Origin of the sequence: Crenothrix sp. (assembly GCF_043729335.1) — a bacterium.
GTDB lineage: Bacteria > Pseudomonadota > Gammaproteobacteria > Methylococcales > Methylomonadaceae > Crenothrix.
On the sequence record NZ_JAYTLQ010000036.1, the window covers coordinates 1 to 25,701 of the forward strand.

Genomic DNA, 25,701 nt, shown 5'->3' on the forward strand with positions numbered 1-25,701 from the left:
TAATTTCAGGGTCATGGGGTTTCAGTGCAGTTTTTATCACTGCACTATGTCAAAAATCCCTACAAATTAACACCTGCATTGATTTGTAGGGACTACCGAAATTTCCAATCTTAGTACGCCTTCATCGGGACATGTTTATTTTTCCCTGAAGGATACGCAAGCGCAAATTCGCTGTGCTTTATTTGTTATGCAACGGCGAAAAGTAGCATTTAAACTGGAAAATGGCCAACAGGTTGTGGTTAAAGGCCAAGTCAGTTTATACGAAGCGAGAGGTGATTATCAACTCATCATTGATCATGTAGAACCTGCTGGAGAAGGCGATTTACGCCGCGCTTTTGAATTACTGAAGCTGCAATTATCGCAGCAAGGTTTGTTTGATGCTATTCGTAAGCGCAGTTTGCCGGTTTTACCGCACAGCATTGGTGTGATTACCTCGCCCACAGGTGCAGCTATTCGGGATATTCTTACTGTATTAAAACGACGTTTTCCGGCCATACCTATTATTATTTATCCGGTTGCCGTACAAGGCATACGCGCAAAATATGAGATTGTTGCCGCGCTTGCCACAGCCAATAAGCAGCAATTATGCGACGTGTTGATTTTGGCGCGTGGCGGCGGATCACTGGAAGATTTGTATGTCTTCAATGAAGAAAGCGTTGTCCGTGCTATGTTTGCCAGCCAAATTCCGATTATCTCCGGGATAGGCCATGAAACTGATATAACCCTGGCGGACTTTGTCGCTGATTTGCGTGCGCCCACACCGTCCGCAGCCGCAGAACATGCAACCCCGGATCAACAAGAATGGGCAGCACGATTTACGGCCATTGAGTCGCGCTTAAAACAGCTATTAGTGCGGAAGTTGGCTTATCAACGGCAATTGTTAAATGGTTTGGTTAAGCATTTGCAATCCCAGCATCCGAGGCAAAAATTGCTGGCTAATAACCAGTGGGTTGATGATTTGGAAGGTCGGCTAAACTGGGCTATGCAAACAAAGTTGCAGGTTTACAGGCATAATAGCGAAACTAAAACCGCTAAATTATGGCAGTATGCACCGACTATTGTCATTAACAGCCATAAACAACGCCAGGTTTATTTGCATAATCGTTTGATCCAGGCCATGCAAAAGCACTTAGACAGACGTAAGCAACAGCTATTAAATGTTAGCCAAACGCTGCATACGGTCAGTCCACTGGCAACACTCAATCGCGGTTATGCTATCGCAAGTCTTATCCCTTCCGGAAAGTTAATTCGTACGATTGAGCAGATCAAAATCGGTGATATGATTCAAATTCGTGTGGCACGCGGCCATTTTACCAGCCAAATTAAGGATATTAATGATGATTAAATGCTTGCTGTTACTTTCTATATTGCCGGTTTACGCATCGGCGGTAAGCTTGCCTGACCCGTTGGCCGTACCCGGCGGCATAGTACATATTCCATTAGGTGATGCTAAACTGCCGATGCCGCAGGTGTTTTACCAAAATCATCGCGTGCTGGTGACACAACAAAATTTCAAATGGTTAGCCTTGGTTGGCATACCACTGGATGCAACATTAGGCCAACAAAATATAACTATAAAAACGCCCAAAGGCGACACGCCAATCTCTTTTCAGATAATGGATAAAAAGTATCCGGCACAATATTTGAAGATTAAAAATAAGCGTATGGTCAACCCTAATGCTGCTGATGAAAAACGTATCAGTGATGATCGGATCATTCTTAATAAAGCACTATCGACATGGACGGAACAAGCCACTGTGGATACGGATTTTATCCCGCCGGTAGAAGGCAGACTGAGTAGTTTATTTGGCTTGAAACGCTTTTTTAACAAGCAAGCCAAAGACCCGCATGGTGGATTGGATATTGCCGCATCTGCGGGCACACCGATTAAAGCGCCTGCTACAGCGCGGGTGATTGATACCGGTAATTTCTATTACAACGGCAACACCGTGCTGCTTGATCACGGCCAAGGTTTAATTTCCGGTTATTTCCACATGACAGAAATTCATGTAAAACCAGGGCAACAGCTCAAGCAAGGTGATATTTTGGGTACAGTAGGCAAAACAGGCCGCGTTACTGGCCCGCATTTGCATTGGAATATTTATTTGAACAACACCAAGATCGATCCGGCTTTGTTTATTGCCAGAGATATTGCGCGGCTGGATGCGCGTAATAAATAGGCCTACATCAAACACCTACACTAAAAGCGAATTATGAAAAAACTGATGATATATAACCACGGCAAAGACAGCATACCGTGGGGCGAAAAAGGGTTGGCGATGGCAGAGGTAGCTAAACGTCATGGCTATGAGGTTATCAGCCCGGATTATACGGCGAGCAACGATCCGGATGTACGCGTAAAGCAACTGCTATCGCTGGATTTGTCTGGCTACGACAAGATTGTGTTGGTAGGTTCTAGCATGGGTGCTTATGTCGCTACCGTAACTGCGGCGATGGTAGGTGCAAATGATTTGTTTTTGTTGGCATCGGCGTTTTATTTGCCGGGTTATCAATCTACGGAATTTTCGCCCCCAGAACATACTTTAGTCATACACGGTTGGCAAGATGACGTTGTGCCGCCGGATAATGCTTGGCGGTTTTGTCGGCAGTATCGTTGTCAGTTGAAAATGCTGGATGCAGATCACCGTTTGACCAGTCATCTCCCGCAGTTGGCTGAGGAGTTTGATCGTTTTATGGCGGAGTGTTGAGTTTTGATGGATGCTGAATAACTATTTTCTCTGCTATCGCCGTATTTATAAAAAATATCGTAGGGAGCAAGATATTTAAGGTTATGAGTCCAGCAAACTACTTTTCTTTATGAAAAAGCCAATAAACCAACCATGGTGAATATCGTATTTACGTCTTAAAAAACGCTACACTACCCAAGCAAAGCGTATTGGCAGTTTCTTCAGTCAGATAGCCCGTGCAGGATAGCTTAAGAAGCTGTTTTATGGCTATCTAGGGCTGATAGCATAAACTTAAGCAGCTTAACCAGCGCATAACCTACTATGCCGTAGATCAGGGTAGAGCTCATGTACGGGGGATAATAATGCGCAACCCTTTCCAGGTATTGCATTACAGACATCTCGCCATAACGTCCGGAAAGCAAATAAAAACTGCCATTGGAAATAATAAAAGCCAACGTTGTTGCCAAAGCCAGTAAGCCTAGAGCATCAACTGACAATGTGAGTTCCGTACCCTTCATTGCCGCTAAACTTGAACAGAAACGCCCTGCACACCACATTACTGCATAGGTAGGGATTAAAAAGGCGTAAGCGGGTGTTACACACCAAGCGCTAGTGCCATTTGAAATCGCGACATAATCAATTAACGCCGCCAGCGCCAACAAAAAGCCCAGCAATATTTTTTTACGAAAAAATCCAGTAAAGAAAAACACCGCTAAGGATGCATCCGGCAAATGTATTAAATCACCAAAATGGTGGAAGCGCGTCAGTATCATGGCGGCAATTAAAGGAATGGGTAGATAGTCGGCTTTCAGATAGCGGTTTATGTTCATGGGTTTCTCCAAAGGTTTTATTATTGACCAAAAAGGTCGGCGTGTGGCTGTAAATTGTGATGCACACCGATAATACAGATAATCACATCAAATACCCAGTTGCTTAAACAGGTCTTCTGCACTGGCGGCACTAAACACATCTTTGCCTCTATCACTTTTATGTAGAGTCTAAAATGCCATAAGCTCAATCAATCTATTTCGTAATGCGTCCACTCACCATTCAACTGCCTTGGCACTTTCAGCCAATGGTTCAGCCATCCCTGTCTTAATGGATTCTCGCATACCCGATACCGCCAGCAAATAAAGAGTCTCTTGAATGGCACTCCAATCTTCAGCGGCGATCAAAACAGCACTGCTGTGTTCACCGGTAATCATAATCGGTTCGTGTGATTGCGTGGCTTCTTCGATAAGGCGATCAAAATTAGCGTGAACTATACTGGCCTTAAGCATCTGCATAATAATCTCCAATGTATATAGGGTGGGGCTTTACCCGCCCTATAACAGGTTGGGTTATCAGTTATTATAATGGATAGACAGGAAGTAATTCATCCCTTGCGTATTATACGTATTAACCGTCTGGTAATCCTTATCCAAAAGATTGTTTAGCTTGGCGTTTAAAAGCCAGTTTTTGTTAATGTGATAAGCCGCACGTAAATCAACGGTAACGTAGCCTGCCACCTTGATACTATTGTCCGGATTATCAAAACGATGATCTTGCGCCATCACATTAGCACCCACATCAACTTGCCCAAATGAGCGCGACACATCAAACGATAGCGTTTTATCAGCCCTGCGCGGCAAGCGCTTATTGGTGTCCCTGATTTCAGGATTCAGCAGGTCATGTTTAATTTGGTATTCCAACCTTGCCATTGTGTGCCAATCTCAGCTTCCAAGCCGTCAATTTGTGATTTACCCACGTTTTTAGCCGTGTAGTTAAAATTTTGATCGGCTACCGGGGTAATTAAATTGTCGATGTTCGTGTGATACGCGCGAATTTCCCATTGCCCCCAATCATGGTTACCGGCTAGCCCAGCTTCAAAGGAAGTTGATTCTTCAGGCTTCAAATTTCGATTGCCATAGTTAGGGTAATACAGATCGTTAAAAGACGGGGCTTTAAATGAGTTACCAAAACTGGCAAATGTACTGATACCGTAATCCCAGTTAGACCGCCAGCCTAAATTGCTAGAGACATAATTACCAAATTGCTCATTTTTATCCCAGCGTACTGAAGCATTTACAAAGTGATTTTCAAAAATTTCACCACGGTATTCACCGAACACGCCAACGTCATAACGGGATTTTTCTGTATATACGGTCGTACTGTCTACTTCATCAAGGCGATAATCGGAACCGAGAATCAATTTATGGTTGTCAGACAAAGCTACTTCATTTATCCAACTAGCATTCCAGCGTGTGGAATCAAAGCGGCTATTTAATGTATTAGTAATATCAGCATTAAACGTATCACTTTTATCAAGACTTTGTCCTAAACGCAAGGTAGACCGCCAGTTGTCGGCAACATCTAATGCCCCTGTAACACCTACGGTTTGAGTAATAAAAGCCGCGTGATCACCGCCAAAATTGGCATCAAATTCATTAGTGCCTTGCGCACGTATAAAAAAGGCTTCAAGTTCGGCATTATTATCAAAGCGATGGCCGGCGCGGGCATTCATAGCTGTATTTTGGTAACCGTCTCTATCCGGTTGACTAAAGCCGAATGGTCCCGGAATGGGCTGGCGGGCATTAATACCTTCTGTACCAATCGAAGATGCACCTAAACTGTACCAACTGTTTTTCCACCTGCCGTTTACATTCCCAGAAGTTCGGTAAGTATCATACGAACCCCCGCCAGCATCCAGACTAAATTGAGGTTTTTCTGAGTCTTCACCTTTACGGGTAAAGATCTGAATAACACCACCCATGGCTTCTGATCCGTACAAACTGGATTGCGGCCCACGGATAATTTCTACCCGCTCCACTTGATCAATCGGCACAAACTCAAAAGGAGTTGTCCCCAACGTCACTGAGCCGACTTTAATGCCATCGACCAATACCAGTACATGATCAGAATTGGTGCCGCGCATGAATACACTGGTGGTGGTACCTAAGCCACCGTTTTGGGTCATATCCAGGCCTGTTGTGCCGCGCAACAGTTCGGGCAAAGTCTTAACCTGTAAGCGTTCAATATCTTTGCGGGTATAAACCGTAGATGCTGCCGATAGCTGTTTTTTAGGCGTGACAGAACGCGTTGCGGTTATCACCATTTCTGGCAAATCTACTGCGGTTTGATTGGCTGGGGTTTGTGCGTGTAAAAGTGGTGTGTTAACACCGGCTAGCAAGATTGAACTAAAAAGAATTTTTTTCATGTTTGACTTCTGCGCCGCCCGCGCATGAGAGTGATTAAATCACAACAGAGGGCAGACGAAGACGTAAATCGACAAGATACCGACTTTCTTCGTAACACAGCCCTCCGCTGTGTCGAATATGCTTACAGGCAGGTCTCCGGGCTTATCAGTGGCAATTCTTATTGCCTGAATCATCACCTTCCCATGCGCAAACACAGTGGCACAAGATGATTCTTTACTGACATACCGTTGCGGGGGCAGCGTCGGATTGGGTTAAACTTAACCGACTTCCCGTTTAATCCTCAGGTGGTGAAACCTTGCGGAACCTTAAAGCAGGCGGCAATTATAGTTGATTATGTTGATAACACAAGTAATGTGCCAGATTTACGGCTGGCAGCTAACGCAAAATACCGTCGAGCGATTTGATAACCTGACTTCCTGCAAAAGTTGCTGGCAAGATACACAAGGTAACCCGGCACGACCATAAACGCGCAATTGTTGTTGAAAATACCCCGGCTTTCCGGCTTCGTTGACAAAATCACGCAAGGTGGTGCCGCCTTGTTGTATGGCATTAGCTAAAGCTGTCCGGATGCAATCAGATAGTTTGTTATACTCGGCCAGACTAATCTGGCCTGCGTGTTTGAGTGGATGAATTCCCGCCATAAACAAGGCTTCATTGGCATAAATATTACCCACACCTACCACAACATGGCTGTCCATAATGAAGGATTTGACCGGCACTTTGCGGTTTTTAGATTGTGTGTGCAAGTATTCGCCTGTGAAGTAAATTAATAGCGGTTCTGGCCCCAAATCTTTAAGCAGCTTATGTTCACCAATCGGTTCGTTAGTCCACAACACGGCACCAAAGCGGCGTGGATCGTTGTAACGCATGATGATATTGTCAGCAAAGACAAAATCGATATGATCGTGGGTTTTAAGGGCTTGCTGGCTATCAACTATCCGCAAACTGCCGGACATCCCCAAATGGATAATCAACGTGCCTTGATCGGTGGCAATCAGCAGATATTTTGCCCGCCGACTGACCGACTGGACAGTAACACCCGTTAAGCTATTACCGAGTGTGGATGGTACAGGCCAACGCAAGCTGGGTTGACGCACAATTACTTTCTGAATAGTTTGGCCAATAATGTGCGGCGCAACACCACGGCAGACGGTCTCAACTTCGGGTAATTCTGGCATGGTGGATTATTTATTAGCAATAGGCATAGAAAGTAGGGACGCAAGATTTTGCGTCTCTACGGATCACGAAATTATCTGGGGTGCTTCAGCTACTACTGGGACGGTAAATTAACAAAATCTCATGGGTTAACGGGGTTCAAACTCTTGCTCGCCACTTCAAATACATCCTTGGATATATTATCGGTAGTTATAATTCTTTCGAGCTGGGCTTTCATTAACACTTGTCTTTTTTCGTCATACCGAGCCCAGGACGTTAATGCGCCTAGCATACGTGAAGCCACTTGGGGATTAATCGTATTAAGCGCGATAATCTGATCGCCTAAAAACGCATAGCCTTGGCCATTAGCGGCATGAAAATGCAATGGATTACCTTGGCTGAAAGCCCCGATTAATGACCGCACACGGTTTGGATTGGTCAAATCAAAAGCCGGATGATTCATTAATGCCAAGACAATAGCAAAAGCATCGGGCATTTTGCAGGTGGCTTGCAAAGTAAACCATTTATCAATAACCAAAGCCTCCGATTGCCATTGCTGATAGAAACTTGCTAAACACTGCTGTTTATCGGCATGAGGATTGTTAATAATATCCGACAAGGCAGCGATTTGATCGGTCATATTTTTGGCGCTGTTAAATTGCTGCAACGCCCACTGTTGAATCTCGCTATTATTCAATCGGCTCAAATAGCCCAAACAGGTATTTTTGATGCGCCTACGACCAATGGCACCGGCATCAAATTGTCCGGATTCATCACCATGATAGGCTTGGTAAAGCCCACGCAACACCGTTTGAAAATGTTCCGCCAAGTTAAATATGACAAACTCTCTGGCAGCGTGAATAGCGTCTACATCAACCACGGCCATTTGTTCGGCCAGATAGCTTTCCGAAGGTAAAGTTAACAACAAAGAAAAATACGATAAATCGGGCCACTGATGGCTTAACACTTTTTCAAAGGCCTGGATTAGAATGGGATTTAACTGCATTGCCCGATGGTTTTGCAAATCGGCAACTAATCCAAAAATGATTTGGCTGGCCAATTGCTGTCCTGCTTCCCAGCGATTAAAGGTATCGCTGTCATGACTGAGTAAAAACGCCAGCTCATCAAGGCTGCGTTCCATGACCACTTTAACGGGCGCGGAAAAACCTCTCAATATTGACACTACCGGCTGCTGCGCTAAACCTTCAAAGCTAAAAGCTTGCTGCGTTTCGGTGAGCTGCAAAATAATGTCTTTACAAGATTCAGTCTGACCTGCCAATTTGCAGTTTGCCGCAGTGCCATCGGGGTTAATCAAACCCACAATAACCGGAATTAATAACGGCGCTTTAACTGTTTGTCCAGGTGTGACAGGACAGGTTTGCGCTAGCGTTAACGTTAACGTTTGAGCCGCTGCATCGTAGGCTTGCTGCACCGTTAATATCGGCGTTCCGGCCTGCGAATACCAGCGACGAAACTGGCTTAAGTTAATATCATTAGCCGCCTCCATCGCATTGACAAAATCATCACAGGTAACGGCCTGGCCGTCGTGGCGTTTAAAATACAAATCGCTGCCTTTGCGAAAACCTGCTTTACCGAGCAGCGTATGCAGCATGCGTACCACTTCCGCGCCTTTTTCATAAACCGTTAAGGTATAAAAATTGTTGATTTCAATGTAGGCATCGGGGCGGATGGGGTGTGCCATGGGACCTGCATCTTCGGCAAACTGGCGGGTGCGCAGCATATTGACATCTTCAATACGCTTAACGGCTTTTGACGTTTTATCGCCGGTAAATTCCTGGTCACGAAATACCGTAAAACCTTCTTTTAAGCTTAACTGAAACCAGTCACGGCAAGTAACGCGGTTGCCTGTCCAGTTATGAAAGTATTCGTGGCCAATAACGCCTTCAATGTGTTCATAATCAGAATCAGTGGCGGTGTCGGGCCGCGCTAATACAAATTTGGTATTAAAAACGTTTAGGCCTTTGTTTTCCATGGCGCCCATATTGAAATGGCTGACCGCTACAATCATGTACAAATCCAGATCGTATTCACGGCCATAGACTTGCTCATCCCAGAGCATGGCATTTTTTAACGATTGCATGGCGTGCCCGCATTTGTCTAGATCGTGAGGTTCTGCAAAGATTTGCAAACTGATCTCACGGCCCGAACATGTAGTAAAACTGTCTTGCAAACACGCCAACCGGCCTGCAACCAGGGCAAACAAATAACACGGTTTACGAAATGGGTCTTCCCAGGTTACCCAATGACGGTTATCGGGCAGTTCGCCGTATGCCATTTTATTACCATTGGATAATAATACCGGATAGCGGTCTTTATCACCTTCAAGCGTGGTGGTAAAGCGCGTCATCACATCGGGTCTATCTAAAAAGTAAGTGATTTTCCGAAAACCTTCCGCTTCGCATTGTGTGCATAACATGCCATTAGAAAGGTACAGTCCTTCTAAGGCGCTATTGGCTTTTGGATTAATAGTGTTTTCGATAGTCAGTACAAAACTGTGTTGTTGCGGCACATTGTGAATAATTAACGACTCTTCGGTTTGCTGATAGTGTTGCGAGGTTAACTCAATATCATCATTAAGCACTACGCGAAGTAAGGTTAGTTTTTCACCTAATAAAACTAAGGCGGTGCCGGTGGATTGGCTGGCAGGATTACGGATTAAGGTAAGTCTAGCGATTACGGTGGTGTTTTCCTCATCCAGGCTAAAATTGAGTGCAACGCTGCCTATTAAATAATCAGGTACGGTATAGTCTTTAAGATAAATAGTTTTAGGGTTAGCGTCGCGCATTGGAGTTATACCTGCTGGGGGATTGTTTTTTTATTGTGAATAGTGCGATGAGTAACCAGGCGATTAAAAAGCAAACCCCGCCTACAGGTGTAATCATGCCTAGCCAGTTGAGATTAAGCAGGGCTAAGCCGTATAAACTACCAGAAAATAATAAAACACCTAAAAACATCAATACCCCGGCAAAGGTGAGTAAACTGGAGTCCGGTGCTTGTGCCCGAAATTGGGCAATGGCGATAAGGCCTAGCGCATGCCACATCTGGTAAGTGACTGCGGTCTGGTAAACGGCCATCATCTCAGGGCTTAACATCTTTTTTAACGCATGAGCGCCAAAAGCCCCCATGCCCACACCCATAAAAGCACACAGTGCGCCTAGGCATAAAAATCCAGATTTCACAGTCGTTCTCCTTATTTTTCCATGAGCCGTGGCATTAACTGTACCAGATTACAAGGGCGAGTTCGATAATCCAGTTGTTCTTTAATAAGACTATTCCAGGCGGTGCGACAGGCGCTGGCAGAGCCGGGCAAACAAAACACATAGGTTGCATTGGCAACACCTGCGATAGCGCGTGATTGAATAGTGGAGGTTTTAATCTCTTGGTAAGACAACATCCGGAACGTTTCGCCAAAACCATCCAAGACTTTATCCAGTAGAGGTGTGATAGCTTCTGGTGTACCGTCTCTACCGGTAACGCCCGTGCCACCGGTGGTTAAGATGACATTAATCGACTCATCGGCAATCCAGGCTGAAACCGTTGCCCTGATACGGTAAATATTATCTGCGACTATTTTCTTCTCACTAAGCCGGTGGCCGACATCAACAAGACTATCGACTAGGATTTTCCCAGAAACATCATCTGCTTCTGTGCGGGTATCCGATACCACGAGTACGGAAATGTTGAGTGGAATAAAAAATTTTTCTGTCATCACAAATCTATAATTAAATCGAATATTTGCCGTTTTTCACGGCATGGATGGCAAAGAAAATTTGCAAAGCAATAATCAATAGTCCGATGGGCACAATAATTCCTTATTTAGTAACATTAAAATAACCGAATAATCGCAAAGCACAATAAAATACCGGCTAAGCCACAACTTTTCGCCGCTTGAGTTCAAAATAACAATGGGCACACGCACGTACATCAGCTAAGGCCTGATGTGCACCCACGACCGATGTGTTGAAGAGCTTTTTATGCAACTCGTTTAACGTAGGCCATTTATAATCGTAAGGCCCAGGTATTTGGCAGTAGTTTGTTGCCGTTTGCATTGTGCATAAGCGCTGCTTTGAACTTAGCACATTTTTTTGCCCAGAACGCAAAAATTCAGCCCCTAAAATTTTCTCATCGAATGCTATATTATGCGCGACCAAAACCGATGATTGAGCAATGGCAGCGGCGGCTTCAGTGAGAACCTGTGTAAGATCAACACCATTTTCAACTGCCTGTTCAGTTGTAATACCATGAATTTTTACCGCCTCTTTGGGGATAGTAAAACCTTCGGGTTTGATAATATACTCAACGCTGGCAATTTCATTGGCATTTTCATCTGCAAGTAACCAAGCAATTTGCACCAACCTTGGCCAATTGGCTAAATCGGTTACCGGTGCTTTGTAGTTACGTGGCACACCGGTTGTTTCGGTATCAAAAAACAAGTACATCAAACCTCCATCAAATTGTGTGATTTTCAGAGTAGCATGCCATAAACATCCGTGCAGCACTTTACGGCATTATAGCTGTGCTGCGCCTGCGTTAGCAGTATTTCTACTATAAAACCACAAAAAACGCTTCTTGTCCGCGCTGAATATTAATGAGCAAGTCATTGTTAGGATCAGCCACTTGTTTTAATTCGTCAAGATTGTGAATACGATATTGATTGGCGGAAACAATAACATCGCCAGGACGCAAACCTACTTTCCAGGGTTTGGATTTTGTATCGATTTTTTCGATTAATACGCCTTCAACCTGATCTTTATCGGTAACACCCAAGACCGTGCCTTGTAAGGCAGGGTGCAGCTTGCCGCCAAAGAACTGCGGACGTTCCTGCTTACCAATGGTCGCAGTGGTTTGCCGCTTTTCATTGCCGCGATAATAGTCAATGGCTACCGTATCGCCTACTTGCAGCAAACCAATAATATTACGAATATCATGGCTGTTTTTCACCGTTTTGTTATTTGCTGTTATGATAATATCACCCAGTTGCAAACCGGCTTTTTCGGCAGGTGAATTGCTTTCAATTCGACTAATAGCCGCACCCTGTTTGTTTTGCAGATTAAAGGCTTTAACCAGTTCTGGCGTTAAATCCTGGGTCGCAACGCCCAGCAAACCACGTCTGACTTCGCCGTTTTTAACCAATGATTCTTTAATAGTCATGACCATATTGGACGGAATTGCAAAGCCAATCCCTACATTACCACCACTGGGCGCTAAGATGGCTGTGTTCATGCCAATAAACTCACCGCGCAAATTAACCAAAGCACCACCCGAATTACCCGGATTAATGGACGCATCGGTCTGGATAAAGTCTTCGTAACCTTCTATGCCCAAACCGGAACGGCCTAAAGCACTGACAATACCGGAGGTTACCGTTTGTCCCAAACCAAATGGGTTGCCAATAGCCACCACAAAATCACCTACTTTGGATTGGCTGGAGTCGGCAATAGGTAATTGTGTCAGGTTTTCGGCAGGGATTTGGATCACCGCAACATCGGCATCAGGGTCTGTGCCTACCAACCGTGCAGTAAGTTGCCGACCATCGGTCAATGTCACCATTATTTTATCGGCTTTGTGGATAACATGGTTATTGGTCAGCACCAAACCTTGGGCACTGTCGATAATTACCCCTGAACCCAGGCTGTTTTTTTGTTGTCGGGATTGGTTAGGCACATTAAAAAATTGCTTAAAATAGGGATCTTGCATTAACGGATTTTCTTTAGCCTCATTGGTGGAGGTAGAAATATTTACCACCGCCGGCATACTGCGCTCCAGCATGGGCGCTAATGTCGGCAACGGTTGCCCGTCAATTGACGCTGGCAACCCTGCCGCAAAAAGCGCCGAAGTAAAACTCAGGCACACCGGTAAAAGCGTTAATAACAGCCGTTTTTTTATGGATTGAGTCGTCATGTTTTTTCTATCAGGAGAGTTAATTATGCCTATTAAGACAATATAGGTATAAAAATGTTTAATACAAGATGCAATGATTGTGGTTTTTTTAAACAAACCATTGGAGAATAAACTATTATTTCATTGATTGTAATTTGAGAGTTTTTTTCATGGCTGTAGATCTAAGTTCCACGGAAGGATTGATTATCCGTAAGCTCATTCCCCTGGCGAGCTTACCCAGTGCACCGATGAAAGCGCTGTGTGCAGCTATGGAGGTGGAAGAAATTCGCGATGACTTTTTGTTTAAAAAAGGCGATACAGACGATCGTTTGATCTATTTGATTAGTGGTACGGTAACTTTACAAGCCCAGGATCTGGTGATTGATACCATTAAGGCCGATAGCCCCTCGGCACGCTTTGCCTTGGCGCATCAAGTTCCCAGAAAAATCGATGCTTTCGCTAAAGGGGTGGTGCGTTATTTACGCTTAAACGCAGAACAAATCAATAATCCGCCACCGCTGGTTTATCAGGAAGATGAGGGTTATATTGTTATTGAAGAAGATGGCGACGATACCCATGACTGGATAACAACATTGTTAAAAGCGCCGGTTTTCCATAGCTTTACGCCAGCCAACTTCCAGAAAATATTAATCAATCTGGAAGATATCAGTTTTAATAAAGGTGCTGTCATTCTGGAGCAAGGCGATATCGATGATTATTATTATTTGATAAAAAGTGGCGCCTGTCTATTGACTCACAAACCATCCCCTGATGTTAAAGAAATCAAGCTTGCCCAGATTGGCAAAGGCAATAGCCTGGGTGAAGATGCGTTGATTTTTGATGCGCCCAGAACCGAAACCATCACTGCACTTACCCCTGTTGTTTTGATGCGCTTGCATAAAACAAAGTTTGTAGATTTAATTAAAAATCCGTTGTTAAAGTGTGTTGATTTTTTTGAAATCCAGCAGATTTTACAGACGGGCGCTACCTTGCTTGATGTTAGAACAGCGAGTGAGTATCGAGAGCGTCATTTGAACGGCAGTATTAATATTCCGTTTGCGTTGTTAAAAGGCCGATACAAAATGCTGCCTTCAGAAAATCCGGTGATTATTACCGGAAATGATGATAAAACCAGTGAAGCGGCAGCGTTTTTTTTAATCAAGCAACGATATTCTGCATTTGTTTTACAAGGTGGTCTGGATAATATTCCGGTTACACCAGAAAATGAGGCGGTTTTTTTCAATCGTGTCAGTCAATTTTCATCATTGCAGAATGATAGCCACTGGAAAGATGATATCGTTTATGCAGGGGTAGATTGGCTAACATTACCCAATACCGACCTGGATGCGCGGATAGCTTTTTTAGAGTCGGAAAATAAGCGTTTAACAAAAACCCAAGCCGAATTGCAGCAGCATTATGCGCAAATGAAAGCGGACAAGGATGAGGCTGAAAAACAGTGCCGTATATTATTTAAGCAAGTGGATAAGCTAACGCAGGTGCTAAATAAATTTAAGATGGCGCAAACCAATCGTCCGCAACCTTAAAATTTTAAGTGTGCTTTTTTTGCCAGTATCAATAAACCAACAACGCTTTTGCAATTGAATTATTTTCCATCTTTATCTGGGGCAGAAAAATAAATAAAGATAACGATAAAATCTGTTAACCGATGGCCAACAGCTTAATCGCTTCTGTCGCCAAAGGATTTAAGCCCGAACCGTCTTTTTGCGAATATTCAATAATTGCGTTACGCATTCTAGGCTCCCACGCACGCAGGATATGTTTTTTAACACCTTCCGCTGCCAAAGCTTTATCACTTTCAGCATTAAAAAAATTGCTGATATCATTCGCCATTTTTACAAGGTTTTCAATTTTGTTGGACATAATTCACTAAATTAAATAAGGTAATTGGTGTGCGTTAAACGATAAGAATGCGTATACACCACATGTTGGTCATCACGTGCAAAACCAATAAGCGTCAATCCCGCTTCATCAGCTACGCGGATAGCAAGGCCGGTGGGTGCAGAAACTGCAACCAGCAAACTAATGCCCACAGACGCGGTTTTTTGCACCATTTCATAACTGGCACGACTGGTGACAATGACAAAACCGCTAGCAGGATCTTGCCCGGTGCGCAGTAACCAGCCGATTAATTTGTCCAGCGCATTGTGCCGCCCGACATCTTCCCGAACCGCTATAATGCCCTGGTCAGGCGTCGCCCACGCTGCGGCATGCACGGAACCGGTCAGCAAATTAATATTTTGGTGTTCTCTAAGTTTGTCTAATGCCAGCGATAATTCACGATCCGATAATATCACCCCGCGCAAAACAGGAACCGGTTGACGAATCGCCTGTTTTAAAGACGACGCGCCACATAATCCACAGCCAGTGCGTCCGGTTAAGTTGCGGCCTTTATCGGTCATGCATACAAAACGCTCATCGGGAATTTTAATACTGACTTCAATACCTTTGGAGCGCGTATGCACATGGCAAGACAAAAATTCTTGCGCTGAGTTAATAATGCCCTCGGTCATACTAAACCCCAGCGCAAAGTCTTCAAGATTAGTGGGGGTAGCCAGCATAACCACATGCGATACCCCGTTGTAAACCAGGACCACCGGGACTTCTTCGGCAATATAATCCAGCTGGCTAGCATGTTGACCGTGTTGCCACCGGTCAACAGTGCTTTGCTGATAACTTGGCCATCCTAACTCTGGGCAAGGCCCATTAATCATTCGCCATGCCTTGCGCTAACAAATCCAATTGGTCTTCAGAAAAGGCCTGATAATCTTTTTGCCATTCAGATTGCTGGTTCACTTTAGTCACTTGTACAGCCGTGACTTTGTACTCAGGGCAATTGGTCGCCCAGTCCGAGTTGTCGGTGGTGATAACATTAGCACCCGATTCTGGAAAGTGGAACGTGGTGTAAACAATACCCGGTTGCACACGGTCACTGATCAGTGCACGTAACACCGTTTCGCCGGAACGACTTTTAATGCCTACCCAGTCCTGATTATTTACGCCTCTGTCTTCAGCATCGTGCGGATGGATTTCTAAAATATCCTCAGCATGCCAGACATTATTCTCGGTACGGCGAGTTTGTGCGCCCACGTTGTATTGCGACAAAATACGACCTGTGGTTAATATCAACGGGAATTTTGGCGTCACTTTTTCAGCGGTTGGCACGTAACCAGTCAACATAAACAAACCCTTGCCGTCATCACGCATAAATTCATCTTTATGCATAACAGGTGTACCGGCAGGCGATTCATCATTACAAGGCCATTGAATACTGCCCAGTTGGTCAATTTTTTCGTAACTCACGCCAGCAAAGGTGGGTGTTAAACTGGCCAGCTCCGCCATGATTTCTGATGGATGGCTGTAATTCATCGGATAGCCCATGGCATTGGACAACATTTGCGTCACTTCCCAATCCTGGTATTTTGCCAGCGGTGTCATTACTTTACGCACTGGCGAAATACGACGTTCGGCATTGGTAAACGTGCCATTTTTTTCCAGGAATGACGAACCAGGGAAGAATACATGGGCAAACTTGGCGGTTTCATTCAGGAATAAATCCTGCACGATAACGCATTCCATAGAACGCAACGCAGCGTGGACATGCTGGATATCTGGATCAGATTGCGCAATGTCTTCACCTTGCACATAAAGCCCCATAAAGGTTTTATCGATGGCCGCTTCAAACATATTGGGAATACGCAAACCTGGCTCAGGACTCAATTCCGCGTGCCATGTTATCTCAAATAAGCCACGGGTAATGTCATCCGATACATGGCGGTAGCCTGGATATTCATGCGGGAAAGAACCCATATCACACGAGCCTTGTACGTTGTTTTGGCCACGTAGCGGATTAACACCCACGCCTTTTCGTCCCAAATTACCGGTCGCCATTGCCAAATTAGCAATGCTGATAACCGTGGTTGAACCTTGGCTGTGTTCGGTTACGCCTAAACCATAGTAGATAGCTGAATTTTTGCCGGTTGCATAAAGTCTTGCCGCAGCTCTCACATCAGCAGCAGGTACACCCGTAATGGCTTCGGCATTTTCTGGCGAGTGCATATCCTGGCGAATAAACGTACGCCATTTGTTGAACGATTCGATATCACAGCGCTCGTTAACAAAATCTTCATCAACCAGATTTTCGGTGACGATCACGTAAGCCAAGGCATTCATTAACGCGACGTTGGTGCTAGGGCGCAATTTTAAATGGTAATCGGCTTCAACATGCGGAGTTTTCACCAGATCAATTTGGCGCGGATCGACCACAATGAGATTAGCACCTTGACGCAGACGTTTTTTCATCAACGATGCAAATACCGGATGGCCATCGGTAGGGTTAGCACCGATCACCATAATCACATCGGCTTCCATCACTGAATCAAAATCTTGCGTACCGGAAGATTCACCAAAAGTTTGTTTTAAGCCATAGCCAGTGGGCGAGTGGCAAACACGGGCGCAGGTATCAACGTTATTATTACCAAAACCGGCGCGGGTGAGTTTTTGCATCAAGTACACTTCTTCGTTGGTGCAACGCGATGAAGTGATGCTGCCAATAGAATCTTTACCGTATTTGCTTTGTAGGCGTTTTAATTCTGAAGCGGCATGGTTAATGGCCTCTTCCCAGCTGACTTCTTTCCAGGGATCGCTGATATTGGCACGAATCATGGGTTTAGTAACGCGATCTTTATGCGTTGCATAACCAAAGGAAAAGCGGCCTTTTACGCACGAATGGCCATGATTGGCCTGGCCGTCTTTGTTCGGTATCATACGGATGACTTGCTCGCCTTTCATTTCGGCTCTAAATGAGCAACCGACTCCGCAATACGCGCAAGTGGTAATAATGGCATGTTCGGGTTGACCGTGATCAATAACCGATTTTTCCATTAAAGTAGCGGTGGGACAGGCTTGTACACACGCGCCACAGGAAACGCATTCAGAATCCATGAACGATTGATTCTGGCTGGGCGATACTTTGGAATCAAAGCCACGGCCATCAATGGTCAGCGCGAAAGTACCCTGGGTTTCTTCACAGGCTCTAACGCAGCGTGAACACACAATACACTTGCTGGGGTCAAAACTAAAATACGGGTTGCTTTCGTCTTTAACGGCGCTCAGGTGGTTTTCACCGGCGGGGTTATAACGCACTTCGCGCAAACCTACCGCACCGGCCATATCTTGCAATTCGCAATCACCGTTGGCAGAGCAGGTTAAGCAATCCAGTGGATGATCTGATATGTACAATTCCATCACACCACGGCGCACATCGGCCAGTTTGGGGCTTTGGGTGGATACTTTCTGGCCTTCGGCAACCGGCGTGGTGCAAGATGCTGGCATACCGCGTCCGCCTTCAATTTGCACTACGCACAAGCGGCAGGAGCCAAACGGTTGTATGCTATCGGTTGCACATAATTTGGGAATATCAATACCAATAGTGGCCGCCGCACGCATAACCGATGTACCCATAGGCACAGTTACTGTAAAACCATCGATTTCCAAGGTAACCGTTTGCGCTACTTCAGAGGCAGGCGTACCAAAATCTTGTTGTTTATTAATGCTCATCCGGGCTTTCCTCGTATCATTATTTGGCTGCTACGGCCGTATACTTTTGTTGTTTCTTTCCGTCAGAAGCTCATTAAAATGCTTCAAATGGATACATAACTGTTAATTTATTTTCAATGGCTTTTTTGTTGCCTGTCTTCTCAAGATAAACACAGTCATCTTGTGCTTTCATGTTCAGGGAAAAAATCTTTTTCTAGCATCTGTGCAAAACTATAAGGACATTGTTCCGGAAAATATATTTTATCTATTCCCGTTTCATCTTCCGCACTCAGTTTCGCTTTTTCATAGGCGACAACTATTTTATCCCCCAAGTCATATTGCAGGCTCGGACTATCCTCAAGCAATCCTGATATATCAATGCGTTGCGTTAAAATTGTATTTTTCCAACTTCTGGAACGTAAAGCCGATTGAAATTGCCATTTCAGCAAATGCGCCAGTAGAACCGTTAAGCGACTCATGAGTTCTCTTTTTTCGCTTTTACTCATGGCTTCCAATTCCTCGGCAACATGCTCAATATCCACTTCAGCAAACCGATTTTTACGCAATAACTCAGCGCTTTTAATCAGCCAGGCATAAAAATCTTTGTTGTAATCGGCTGTTGTTTCCATAACGTTGATTTTAATCCTCTAAAAATGCATATTTTCGAGAAATGGCGATTATTAATAACTCATATATAGTTAACTAACCCAGTTACAAGCAACTCAAGCCAATCAATACATTTATTGCGTTATCCCAAAATCTTCAGGGAAATGATTCAGGGCGCTTAAGACGGGATAGGGTGTCATGCCACCTAAAGCACACAACGAACCATTCAGGAGCGTATTACAAAGATCCCGTAACAACGGCACATTTTTAGCCAACTCTTTGCCAGCCATAATATCCTCAATCACTTCGCGTCCACGGGTAGATCCTATACGGCACGGCGTACATTTACCGCACGATTCTATCGCACAAAACTCCATACTGTAGCGTGCCATTTCTGCCATATCGACGGTATCGTCAAACACGACAATGCCGCCATGCCCCAATACCGCCCAGATGGCTGCGAATGATTCATAATCCACCAGGGTATCAAATTGTGATTCAGGCAAATAAGCACCGAGTGGCCCACCGACCTGCACCGCACGAATCGGTCTGCCGGTTGCCGAGCCTCCACCGTACTCATATAAAAGTTCACGTAAAGTCAAGCCAAACGCTAATTCCACTAGACCGGCGTGCTTAATATTACCCGCCAACTGTATTGGCAACGTACCGCGTGAGCGTCCCATACCGAAGTTACGGTAAAACTCGCCGCCTTTATCCAATATAATCGGCACGGTAGCTAACGAGATAACATTGTTAATCACCGTAGGCTTGCCGAATAAGCCGCTAATCGCTGGCAGTGGTGGCTTAAAGCGCACCAAGCCGCGCTTACCTTCCAGACTTTCCAGTAACGAGGTTTCTTCGCCGCAAATATACGCGCCTGCACCTAAGCGCACTTCCAATTCAAATTTCTTGCCACTGCCTTGAATATTATCGCCCAAATAACCGGCGGCGTGTGCTTTGGTAATGGCTTCATTTAAAGCGTCATAAGCATGTGGATATTCCACGCGCAAATAAATATAACCTTGCGTTGCGCCCACTGCTAACCCAGCAATAGTCATGCCTTCTATTAGCACAAACGGATCATCTTCCATAATCATACGATCTGAAAATGTGCCGGAATCGCCTTCGTCAGCGTTACAGACAATGTATTTCTGATCGCCATGGGCATTCAACACTGTGTTCCACTTGATGCCGGTTGGAAAAGCTGCGCCGCCACGTCCCCGTAATCCTGAATCAGTGACCTGTTTGACAATTTCCTCAGGCGTAAGTTTCAGGGCATTCGCTAAACCACGGTAACCGTCGTGGCTCAAATAGTCTTCTAAACTGACAGGATCAGTAATGCCGACGCGGGCAAAGGTCAGTCTTTCCTGTTTTTTAAGATAGGCAATTTCTTCAGTTAATCCCAAGCTTAGGGCATGCTCGCCGCCTTGGATGAAATTGGCATCAAACAAGCTTGTAACATCCGAAACTTGTACGGGGCCATAAGCGATGCGACCTTGTGCGGTTTCAACTTCTACCAAAGGTTCAAGCCAGAATAGGCCTCTGGAGCCATTGCGCACTAACTTAATGTCAATAGAACGCTTTTGGGCTTCTTGTGCGATAGCCGCAGCAATACGGTTTGCGCCTAAAGATATTGCGCTGGAATCGCGCGGAACATAAACAGTGATACTCATTCGCCCGCTCCTAACGCACCGATAACATCATCAAACAATTGTGGCGACACGCGGCCATAAATATCTTTGCCAATTTGCATGGCAGGCGAGCAGGCACAATTACCTAAGCAATAAACAGGTTCCAGGGAAAACTTTCCATCGGCAGTGGTTTCGTGAAAATCGATACCTAATGTGCTCTTAACATGGGCTTCCAGCTTTTTGTTACCCATGGCCTGACAAGATTCGGCAAGACACAAGTGAATGGTGTGTTTACCCGGTGGTGTTTCACGAAAATAGTGGTAAAAGCTGATCACACCATGAACTTCTGCACGCGAAAGATTAAGCGTTTTTGCAATATCAGCAACGCTTTCTGGGGGAATGTAGCCTAATGTATCCTGTATACTATGAAGAATGGGTAAAAGTGCGCCGGGTTTGTCTTTAAGGGCAGCAGCTATCTCTTGCACAGTGAGCTGGGTAGTGCTTGGTTCGGTCATGTTTATCTCACGTCGGTGGGCTCCGCCCAATAAAACAACAGGTGTCCGTTAGTTGTATCGCAAATATTTTCAGGCGCTAGCATAGCATAAAACTTTATGTGTAAAAATACATATAAAACAGCCTGACTATCCGCATTCAAGCAGGTCTTGACAGCTTGAGCAGGCTCAGTTTGTTAATGCTTAAAAACTAAAGTATGACAGCGCAGAAATTTAAAGTTTAATAAGAACGTGTTATAGCTAACCGAATAACGCTTAACTGGATGGAAAGTATAATTCATATAAAAAAACCGGCGGATTATATAACGAAAGTATTTATATTTTTGACTGGGGCAGGGGAGAAACCGTGCTATGGAATATCAGCATTACTTCTTTAGGGTAATAATGGGCCAGTTGGCTTGCGCGGCAAAAGAGGCTAATTTTTCATCAGGATCAACCGCAACTGGATTATCTACTAATTTTAATAACGGCAGATCATTATGCGAATCACTGTAAAACCAACTGCCTTCCAGTGTGTGTTTTGTTATTTTTAGCCATTCTTGCAACAGGGTTACTTTGCCTTCCTGAAAACACGGTACACCGGTAAATTTTCCGGTATAGCGGCCATCAATAAACTCTGGTGTAGTCGCCAACAGGATATCAATGCCATATAAACTGACTATCGGTTCAGTTACAAAGCGGTTGGTTGCCGTAATAACCAGAACGGTGTCGCCTTTTTGTTTATGTTTGGCAATCAGTTGTTGTGCAGGTTTTAATAATAAAGGTTTGATGATGTCTGTTATAAATTTTTCGCGCCACTGATAAAGCTGTTCAGGTTGATTATCTGCCAATGGCTTTAAAGAAAAATTTAAAAACGCAATAATATCTAATGTGCCGTGCTTGTAGTCTTCATAGAAGGTAGCATTGGCGCTCTCATAATACGCTTTATCAACAACACCCTGGTCGACTAGAAATTGTCCCCATAAATAGTCGCTATCATTAGCAATCAGGGTATTATCCAAATCAAAAATCGCTAAACTCACAGTCATCCTTCACTCAAATAGTTAGCTGCGTACTATAGCATCCGTACATTTTTTATGAAACAATGTTGGTATTTAAAGACTGATCTACTTCGCAATTCTATCGTAATCCAGATTGAGAAGAGGTAGGATAACACTAACAGGTTTTAGCATGATAGACTCTAAAGGGTACCGGCCTAATGTCGGCATTATCCTGTGTAATGACGAGGGTCGTGTGTTTTGGGCAAAACGGATGGGGGTAAACGCTTGGCAGTTCCCTCAAGGCGGCATTAATGATGACGAAGACCCCGAAACAGCGATGTATCGTGAACTATGGGAAGAAACAGGACTTGAACAGCAGCATGTTCAAATTTTGGGACGCACACGCTACTGGCTACGGTATCAATTACCGGAACGTTACATACGTAAAAGCTCAATGCCTTTATGTATAGGCCAAAAGCAGATTTGGTTTATGTTGCGTTTAGTCACTACCGATGCGGATGTTTGTTTTAACCGTTGTTCCAAGCCGGAATTTGACGATTGGCGCTGGGTGGATTATTGGCAGCCCCTCAAAGATGTGGTGTACTTTAAACGCAAGGTATATCAAAAAGCTATGGGTGAATTGGGCGCGATTCTTACGGTAGATTCCGTACCGGTGAATGCCACAGGCTATTTAACCAAAGAAAAACGCGAAAGCGCAAAAGATAAGCTGTTGATAGGTGTATCCGGTTAGTAGCCATGTATGTACATTTGTAAGCCGGTCAGCGGTTCGGTTAGGCGAATGACTTCCGATTTAATGTCGCCATTATTATAAAGTGAAATAATGCGATAGCCGGGGAGTGCATCGTCTAAAGAAAACTCTTTGGCCTTAGGCTTAAACTGGTAACAGGTTGACGGCGTTCCCATTATCTTTACCCCTGCCATATTAGACTCCCAACTTTGGTGGATATGTCCATGGGCTATCGCTTTTACCTGTGGATAGCCCTTGATTGCCGCGAACAATTGTTTGCGGTTTTTTATAATCATGGTATCCATCCAGCTACTCTGCGTTTCCACACAGTGATGATGCACAGCAATCAACGCATAATGATTTACATTATTCATCAAACAGTGTTCCAGAAACACTAATTCCTCGTTTGACAAAAATCCGCCCTCAGCGCCGATTATCTGGCTGTTCAAACCAATCAATTGCCAGTTGTTTAGAAACAGATGCTTACGGCAGGAAATGGTCCCACTGCTAAATACCTGCTGCATAAGGTCAAAATCATCATGATTACCAGGCAGGCAAATACAAACTGTATTGTAGGGTTCAAGAATATCTTTAATAAACTGATAACTGGCCATACAAGGATCTTGAGCCAAATCGCCCGTTAGCAGAATCACATCAAAATGATGGCTGGCAAAAGCGTGCTTAATAACCTCCTGAAAATAATGCGCCGTATTAATACCCAACACTGTTGCAGTCGGCGAAGCTAAAATATGCGAGTCAGTAACATGCAATATTGTTATGCATTCTTTGAATTTAGTCATGGCATCACTTATTCCAGTGCCCTGTAAAGAATTTTAGAATTTCTTTGCGGATTGTATAGTTTTTTTAAAGGTGCGGGTAGGCTATTAATATCTGACAACACAAACCCACGTTCAATAAACCAGTGCGTAGTTTGCGTTGACAACACAAATAAGCTGTTTAAATTTAACTTTTTGGCTTTTAAGCACGCATAATCAAACAAACGTTGGCCGCGTGCAGCTCCTTGGTAATTAACATGCACAGCAAGACAGGCAATTGCCCCGAATTTTTCTTGCTCATCGGCATGTAACGCCGTACAACCGATGATTAGGCCGTCGCGTTCAATAATGATGTAATCATTGATTTCCATTTCAATCTTTTCACGCGAGCGTTTAGCCAGTATCCCTTGTTGCTCCAAGGGTTTTATCAGCTCCAAAATGCCGCCAATATCGTTTAAAGTTGCCGTGCGCAATTCTTCAAAAGGCGTGGAACTGACTAAGGTGCCGATACCATCACGGGTAAAAAGTTCCAGCAACAATGCACCATCTTGCGTTCTATCAATCAAATGCACTCGACTGATACCCGCCTGGCAAGCTTGAATGGCCGATTTGATCGGTAAACGGATAAGCTCCGGCATGTCTGGATATTGTTGTAATAAAGTATGCGCTTCGGTGCTGGTCATTTGCCGTATGGGTTCATCATTACCGGGATTCCGGCAGGTGGTTTCAGTCAGCAAGATCAATTTTTCGGCGTTTAAAGCAATGGCTACGGCTGTCGCCACTTGTTCGCCTGATAAGTTAAAAATTTCGCCACTGGGCGAATAACCGATAGGCGATATTAATACCACCGCATCCTGATCCAATTGCTGATGAATAGCGACACTATCAACGCGGCGCACTTCGCCGGTATGGCAGTAATCCATGCCGTCAATAACGCCTATAGGTTTGGCGGTAATGAAATTACCCGAGGTTACCTTTAATTCGGAACCTGCCATTGGCGAATTAGCCAGCCCCATGGATAGCAAGGCTTCAATTTCTACGCGCACTAAACCTGCGGCTTCTTTGGCGCATTGCAGCGCCAGGTCATCGGTAATACGTAAATTGTTATGAAACAGGGCAGGATGATTAAGCTTGGCCAGACGTTGGTCTATATGAGGGCGTATGCCATGCACCAAAACCAGGCGTATCCCTAAACTGCTCAGCAAAGCAAAATCATGTACATGATGATCAAAATCTTCATCGAGTACAGCTTCGCCGCCAAAAGAGATGACAAAGGTTTTGTTACGGTGGGCATGGATGTAAGGCGATGAATTCCGAAACCAGCTTACAAATGCGTTTTGAAGTTCCATGATGTGTTTTTTAAGATGAGGCGCGAATTACCGGCGCTTTTTACGCTAGCGCGTGAACAATTTAGCGCTAATTATAGCGAGCTTTCTTAAAAGTACGTCGTAATAGTTACGTCTAAAAAAGGTAATAGTGACTTGACTTTGAAGATAAATAATTTTCTACTCATCAGCGCCGATATAAGCTGCCAGCACTATCCAGAAGCCGCTTTTGAGCGGCAAAATGGCGCTCAATATAGCCCAGTGTAAAGCGTTCATAGTGGGTTTGCGCAGCAACTTGTTCGATAAGTGTAGGCGCTAAACAGCTTAACGGTCGACCAGTACTCATGGCGAGAATTTGGGTTTGTGCGGCGCGTTCCAGGAAATATAAGTCGTCGAAAGCCTGTGCAACTGTCGGCGCGGCGGTGATAACGCCATGATTGCCCAGAAACAGTACATCGGCATCGCCCAGGATTTTCGCCATGCGTTCACCTATGGAATCGCACAACGCTACGCCGTCGTAATCGGTATCGGGTAGTCCCTACAAATCAATGCAGGTTGATTTTTATCAATGGGTTACCAAAATAGGTGCCACAAACAGGAATCTCCAAGTCAATGCCTCCTGAGTTA

The 25,701-nt window shown here is 44.6% G+C and carries 25 protein-coding genes and 1 riboswitch; of the genes, 5 read left to right on the forward strand and 20 right to left on the reverse strand.

Translation table 11 applies throughout. From position 1 onward, the window contains the following. The first annotated feature begins 100 nt into the window (after positions 1–100). From xseA to ACHZC4_RS08485, 3 genes are read left to right on the forward strand one after another with little or no spacing between them, the layout of a single operon-like run. Entirely contained in the window at positions 101–1,345 is a 1,245-nt protein-coding gene (xseA, locus tag ACHZC4_RS08475; RefSeq protein WP_394753423.1) for an exodeoxyribonuclease VII large subunit, read from the forward strand. After that, complete coding sequence (locus tag ACHZC4_RS08480; RefSeq protein WP_394753398.1) at positions 1,335–2,180, forward strand: peptidoglycan DD-metalloendopeptidase family protein; 846 nt, start codon at positions 1,335–1,337, stop codon at positions 2,178–2,180. The genes xseA and ACHZC4_RS08480 overlap by 11 nt, the downstream gene beginning before the upstream one ends. Before the next feature lie 33 nt (positions 2,181–2,213). Further along, complete coding sequence (locus tag ACHZC4_RS08485; protein WP_394753399.1) at positions 2,214–2,708, forward strand: YqiA/YcfP family alpha/beta fold hydrolase; 495 nt, start codon at positions 2,214–2,216, stop codon at positions 2,706–2,708. Between the two features lie 227 nt (positions 2,709–2,935). Here the strand turns inward: ACHZC4_RS08485 and ACHZC4_RS08490 are convergent, their stop codons facing one another. The 10 genes from ACHZC4_RS08490 to ACHZC4_RS08535 form a co-directional block, all read right to left on the reverse strand. Then, a complete protein-coding gene (locus tag ACHZC4_RS08490; protein ID WP_394753400.1) occupies positions 2,936–3,517 on the reverse strand; it encodes a hypothetical protein in 582 nt (193 codons plus the stop codon). A gap of 213 nt (positions 3,518–3,730) precedes the next feature. Continuing rightward, positions 3,731–3,973 (reverse strand): type II toxin-antitoxin system Phd/YefM family antitoxin, encoded by a 243-nt coding sequence (locus ACHZC4_RS08495; RefSeq protein ID WP_394753401.1) that lies wholly within the window; start codon positions 3,971–3,973, stop codon positions 3,731–3,733. Positions 3,974–4,030: 57 nt separating this feature from the next. Next, positions 4,031–4,387 carry a TonB-dependent receptor domain-containing protein gene (locus ACHZC4_RS08500; protein WP_394753402.1) on the reverse strand — a complete coding sequence of 119 codons (357 nt, stop codon included), beginning with the start codon at positions 4,385–4,387 and terminating at the stop codon, positions 4,031–4,033. After that, positions 4,348–5,883, reverse strand: coding sequence for a TonB-dependent receptor domain-containing protein (locus ACHZC4_RS08505; RefSeq protein ID WP_394753403.1), 1,536 nt, complete (start codon positions 5,881–5,883; stop codon positions 4,348–4,350). Before ACHZC4_RS08505 ends, ACHZC4_RS08500 begins: the two co-directional genes overlap by 40 nt. A gap of 109 nt (positions 5,884–5,992) precedes the next feature. Further along, positions 5,993–6,207: riboswitch (cobalamin riboswitch) on the reverse strand. A 39-nt stretch (positions 6,208–6,246) separates the two neighbouring features. Beyond that, positions 6,247–7,062, reverse strand: coding sequence for a bifunctional DNA-formamidopyrimidine glycosylase/DNA-(apurinic or apyrimidinic site) lyase (gene mutM / locus ACHZC4_RS08510; RefSeq protein WP_394753404.1), 816 nt, complete (start codon positions 7,060–7,062; stop codon positions 6,247–6,249). A 119-nt stretch (positions 7,063–7,181) separates the two neighbouring features. Continuing rightward, positions 7,182–9,845, reverse strand: coding sequence for an aminopeptidase N (gene pepN, locus ACHZC4_RS08515; RefSeq protein WP_394753405.1), 2,664 nt, complete (start codon positions 9,843–9,845; stop codon positions 7,182–7,184). Further along, on the reverse strand, positions 9,832–10,239 hold the full coding sequence (locus ACHZC4_RS08520) for a DUF423 domain-containing protein (RefSeq protein WP_394753406.1): 408 nt from the start codon (positions 10,237–10,239) through the stop codon (positions 9,832–9,834). The genes pepN and ACHZC4_RS08520 overlap by 14 nt, the downstream gene beginning before the upstream one ends. Before the next feature lie 11 nt (positions 10,240–10,250). Continuing rightward, complete coding sequence (gene moaB / locus ACHZC4_RS08525) at positions 10,251–10,769, reverse strand: molybdenum cofactor biosynthesis protein B (RefSeq protein ID WP_394753407.1); 519 nt, start codon at positions 10,767–10,769, stop codon at positions 10,251–10,253. Positions 10,770–10,926: 157 nt separating this feature from the next. Continuing rightward, entirely contained in the window at positions 10,927–11,499 is a 573-nt protein-coding gene (locus tag ACHZC4_RS08530; protein WP_394753408.1) for a 3'-5' exonuclease, read from the reverse strand. Positions 11,500–11,605: 106 nt separating this feature from the next. Then, entirely contained in the window at positions 11,606–12,961 is a 1,356-nt protein-coding gene (locus tag ACHZC4_RS08535; RefSeq protein ID WP_394753409.1) for a Do family serine endopeptidase, read from the reverse strand. A gap of 149 nt (positions 12,962–13,110) precedes the next feature. On the opposite strand from ACHZC4_RS08535, the gene ACHZC4_RS08540 reads away from it, so the two are divergent. Further along, complete coding sequence (locus ACHZC4_RS08540) at positions 13,111–14,484, forward strand: cyclic nucleotide-binding domain-containing protein (protein ID WP_394753410.1); 1,374 nt, start codon at positions 13,111–13,113, stop codon at positions 14,482–14,484. Positions 14,485–14,599: 115 nt separating this feature from the next. Here ACHZC4_RS08540 and ACHZC4_RS08545 read toward each other — a convergent pair whose 3' ends face one another. The 7 genes from ACHZC4_RS08545 to ACHZC4_RS08575 form a co-directional block, all read right to left on the reverse strand. Beyond that, positions 14,600–14,821, reverse strand: coding sequence for a formate dehydrogenase subunit delta (locus ACHZC4_RS08545; RefSeq protein WP_394753411.1), 222 nt, complete (start codon positions 14,819–14,821; stop codon positions 14,600–14,602). Between the two features lie 11 nt (positions 14,822–14,832). After that, a complete protein-coding gene (fdhD, locus tag ACHZC4_RS08550) occupies positions 14,833–15,672 on the reverse strand; it encodes a formate dehydrogenase accessory sulfurtransferase FdhD (protein ID WP_394753412.1) in 840 nt (279 codons plus the stop codon). After that, the gene (gene fdhF, locus ACHZC4_RS08555; RefSeq protein ID WP_394753413.1) at positions 15,665–18,517 is read right to left on the reverse strand and encodes a formate dehydrogenase subunit alpha; all 2,853 of its coding nucleotides are present in this window, start codon (positions 18,515–18,517) and stop codon (positions 15,665–15,667) included. Before fdhF ends, fdhD begins: the two co-directional genes overlap by 8 nt. 155 nt (positions 18,518–18,672) lie before the next feature. After that, positions 18,673–19,125 (reverse strand): DUF29 domain-containing protein, encoded by a 453-nt coding sequence (locus tag ACHZC4_RS08560; RefSeq protein WP_394753414.1) that lies wholly within the window; start codon positions 19,123–19,125, stop codon positions 18,673–18,675. 111 nt (positions 19,126–19,236) lie between these two features. Further along, complete coding sequence (locus ACHZC4_RS08565; RefSeq protein ID WP_394753415.1) at positions 19,237–20,775, reverse strand: formate dehydrogenase beta subunit; 1,539 nt, start codon at positions 20,773–20,775, stop codon at positions 19,237–19,239. Next, complete coding sequence (locus tag ACHZC4_RS08570) at positions 20,772–21,248, reverse strand: formate dehydrogenase subunit gamma (RefSeq protein ID WP_394753416.1); 477 nt, start codon at positions 21,246–21,248, stop codon at positions 20,772–20,774. The genes ACHZC4_RS08565 and ACHZC4_RS08570 overlap by 4 nt, the downstream gene beginning before the upstream one ends. A gap of 362 nt (positions 21,249–21,610) precedes the next feature. Beyond that, positions 21,611–22,267: an HAD family hydrolase gene (locus tag ACHZC4_RS08575; RefSeq protein WP_394753418.1), complete on the reverse strand. Its 657-nt coding sequence runs from the start codon at positions 22,265–22,267 to the stop codon at positions 21,611–21,613. A 148-nt stretch (positions 22,268–22,415) separates the two neighbouring features. Between ACHZC4_RS08575 and ACHZC4_RS08580 the strand changes: the two genes are divergently transcribed. Next, positions 22,416–22,976: an RNA pyrophosphohydrolase gene (locus ACHZC4_RS08580; RefSeq protein WP_394753419.1), complete on the forward strand. Its 561-nt coding sequence runs from the start codon at positions 22,416–22,418 to the stop codon at positions 22,974–22,976. Here the strand turns inward: ACHZC4_RS08580 and cpdA are convergent. The 3 genes from cpdA to ACHZC4_RS08595 form a co-directional block, all read right to left on the reverse strand. Beyond that, positions 22,973–23,773, reverse strand: a complete 801-nt coding sequence (gene cpdA, locus ACHZC4_RS08585; protein WP_394753420.1) for a 3',5'-cyclic-AMP phosphodiesterase — start codon at positions 23,771–23,773, stop codon at positions 22,973–22,975. The two genes, ACHZC4_RS08580 and cpdA, sit on opposite strands and share 4 nt — an antisense overlap. An 8-nt stretch (positions 23,774–23,781) precedes the next feature. After that, on the reverse strand, positions 23,782–25,098 hold the full coding sequence (gene argA, locus ACHZC4_RS08590; protein ID WP_394753421.1) for an amino-acid N-acetyltransferase: 1,317 nt from the start codon (positions 25,096–25,098) through the stop codon (positions 23,782–23,784). A gap of 163 nt (positions 25,099–25,261) precedes the next feature. Further along, positions 25,262–25,579 carry a class II aldolase/adducin family protein gene (locus tag ACHZC4_RS08595; RefSeq protein ID WP_394753422.1) on the reverse strand — a complete coding sequence of 106 codons (318 nt, stop codon included), beginning with the start codon at positions 25,577–25,579 and terminating at the stop codon, positions 25,262–25,264. Positions 25,580–25,701: the final 122 nt, after the last annotated feature.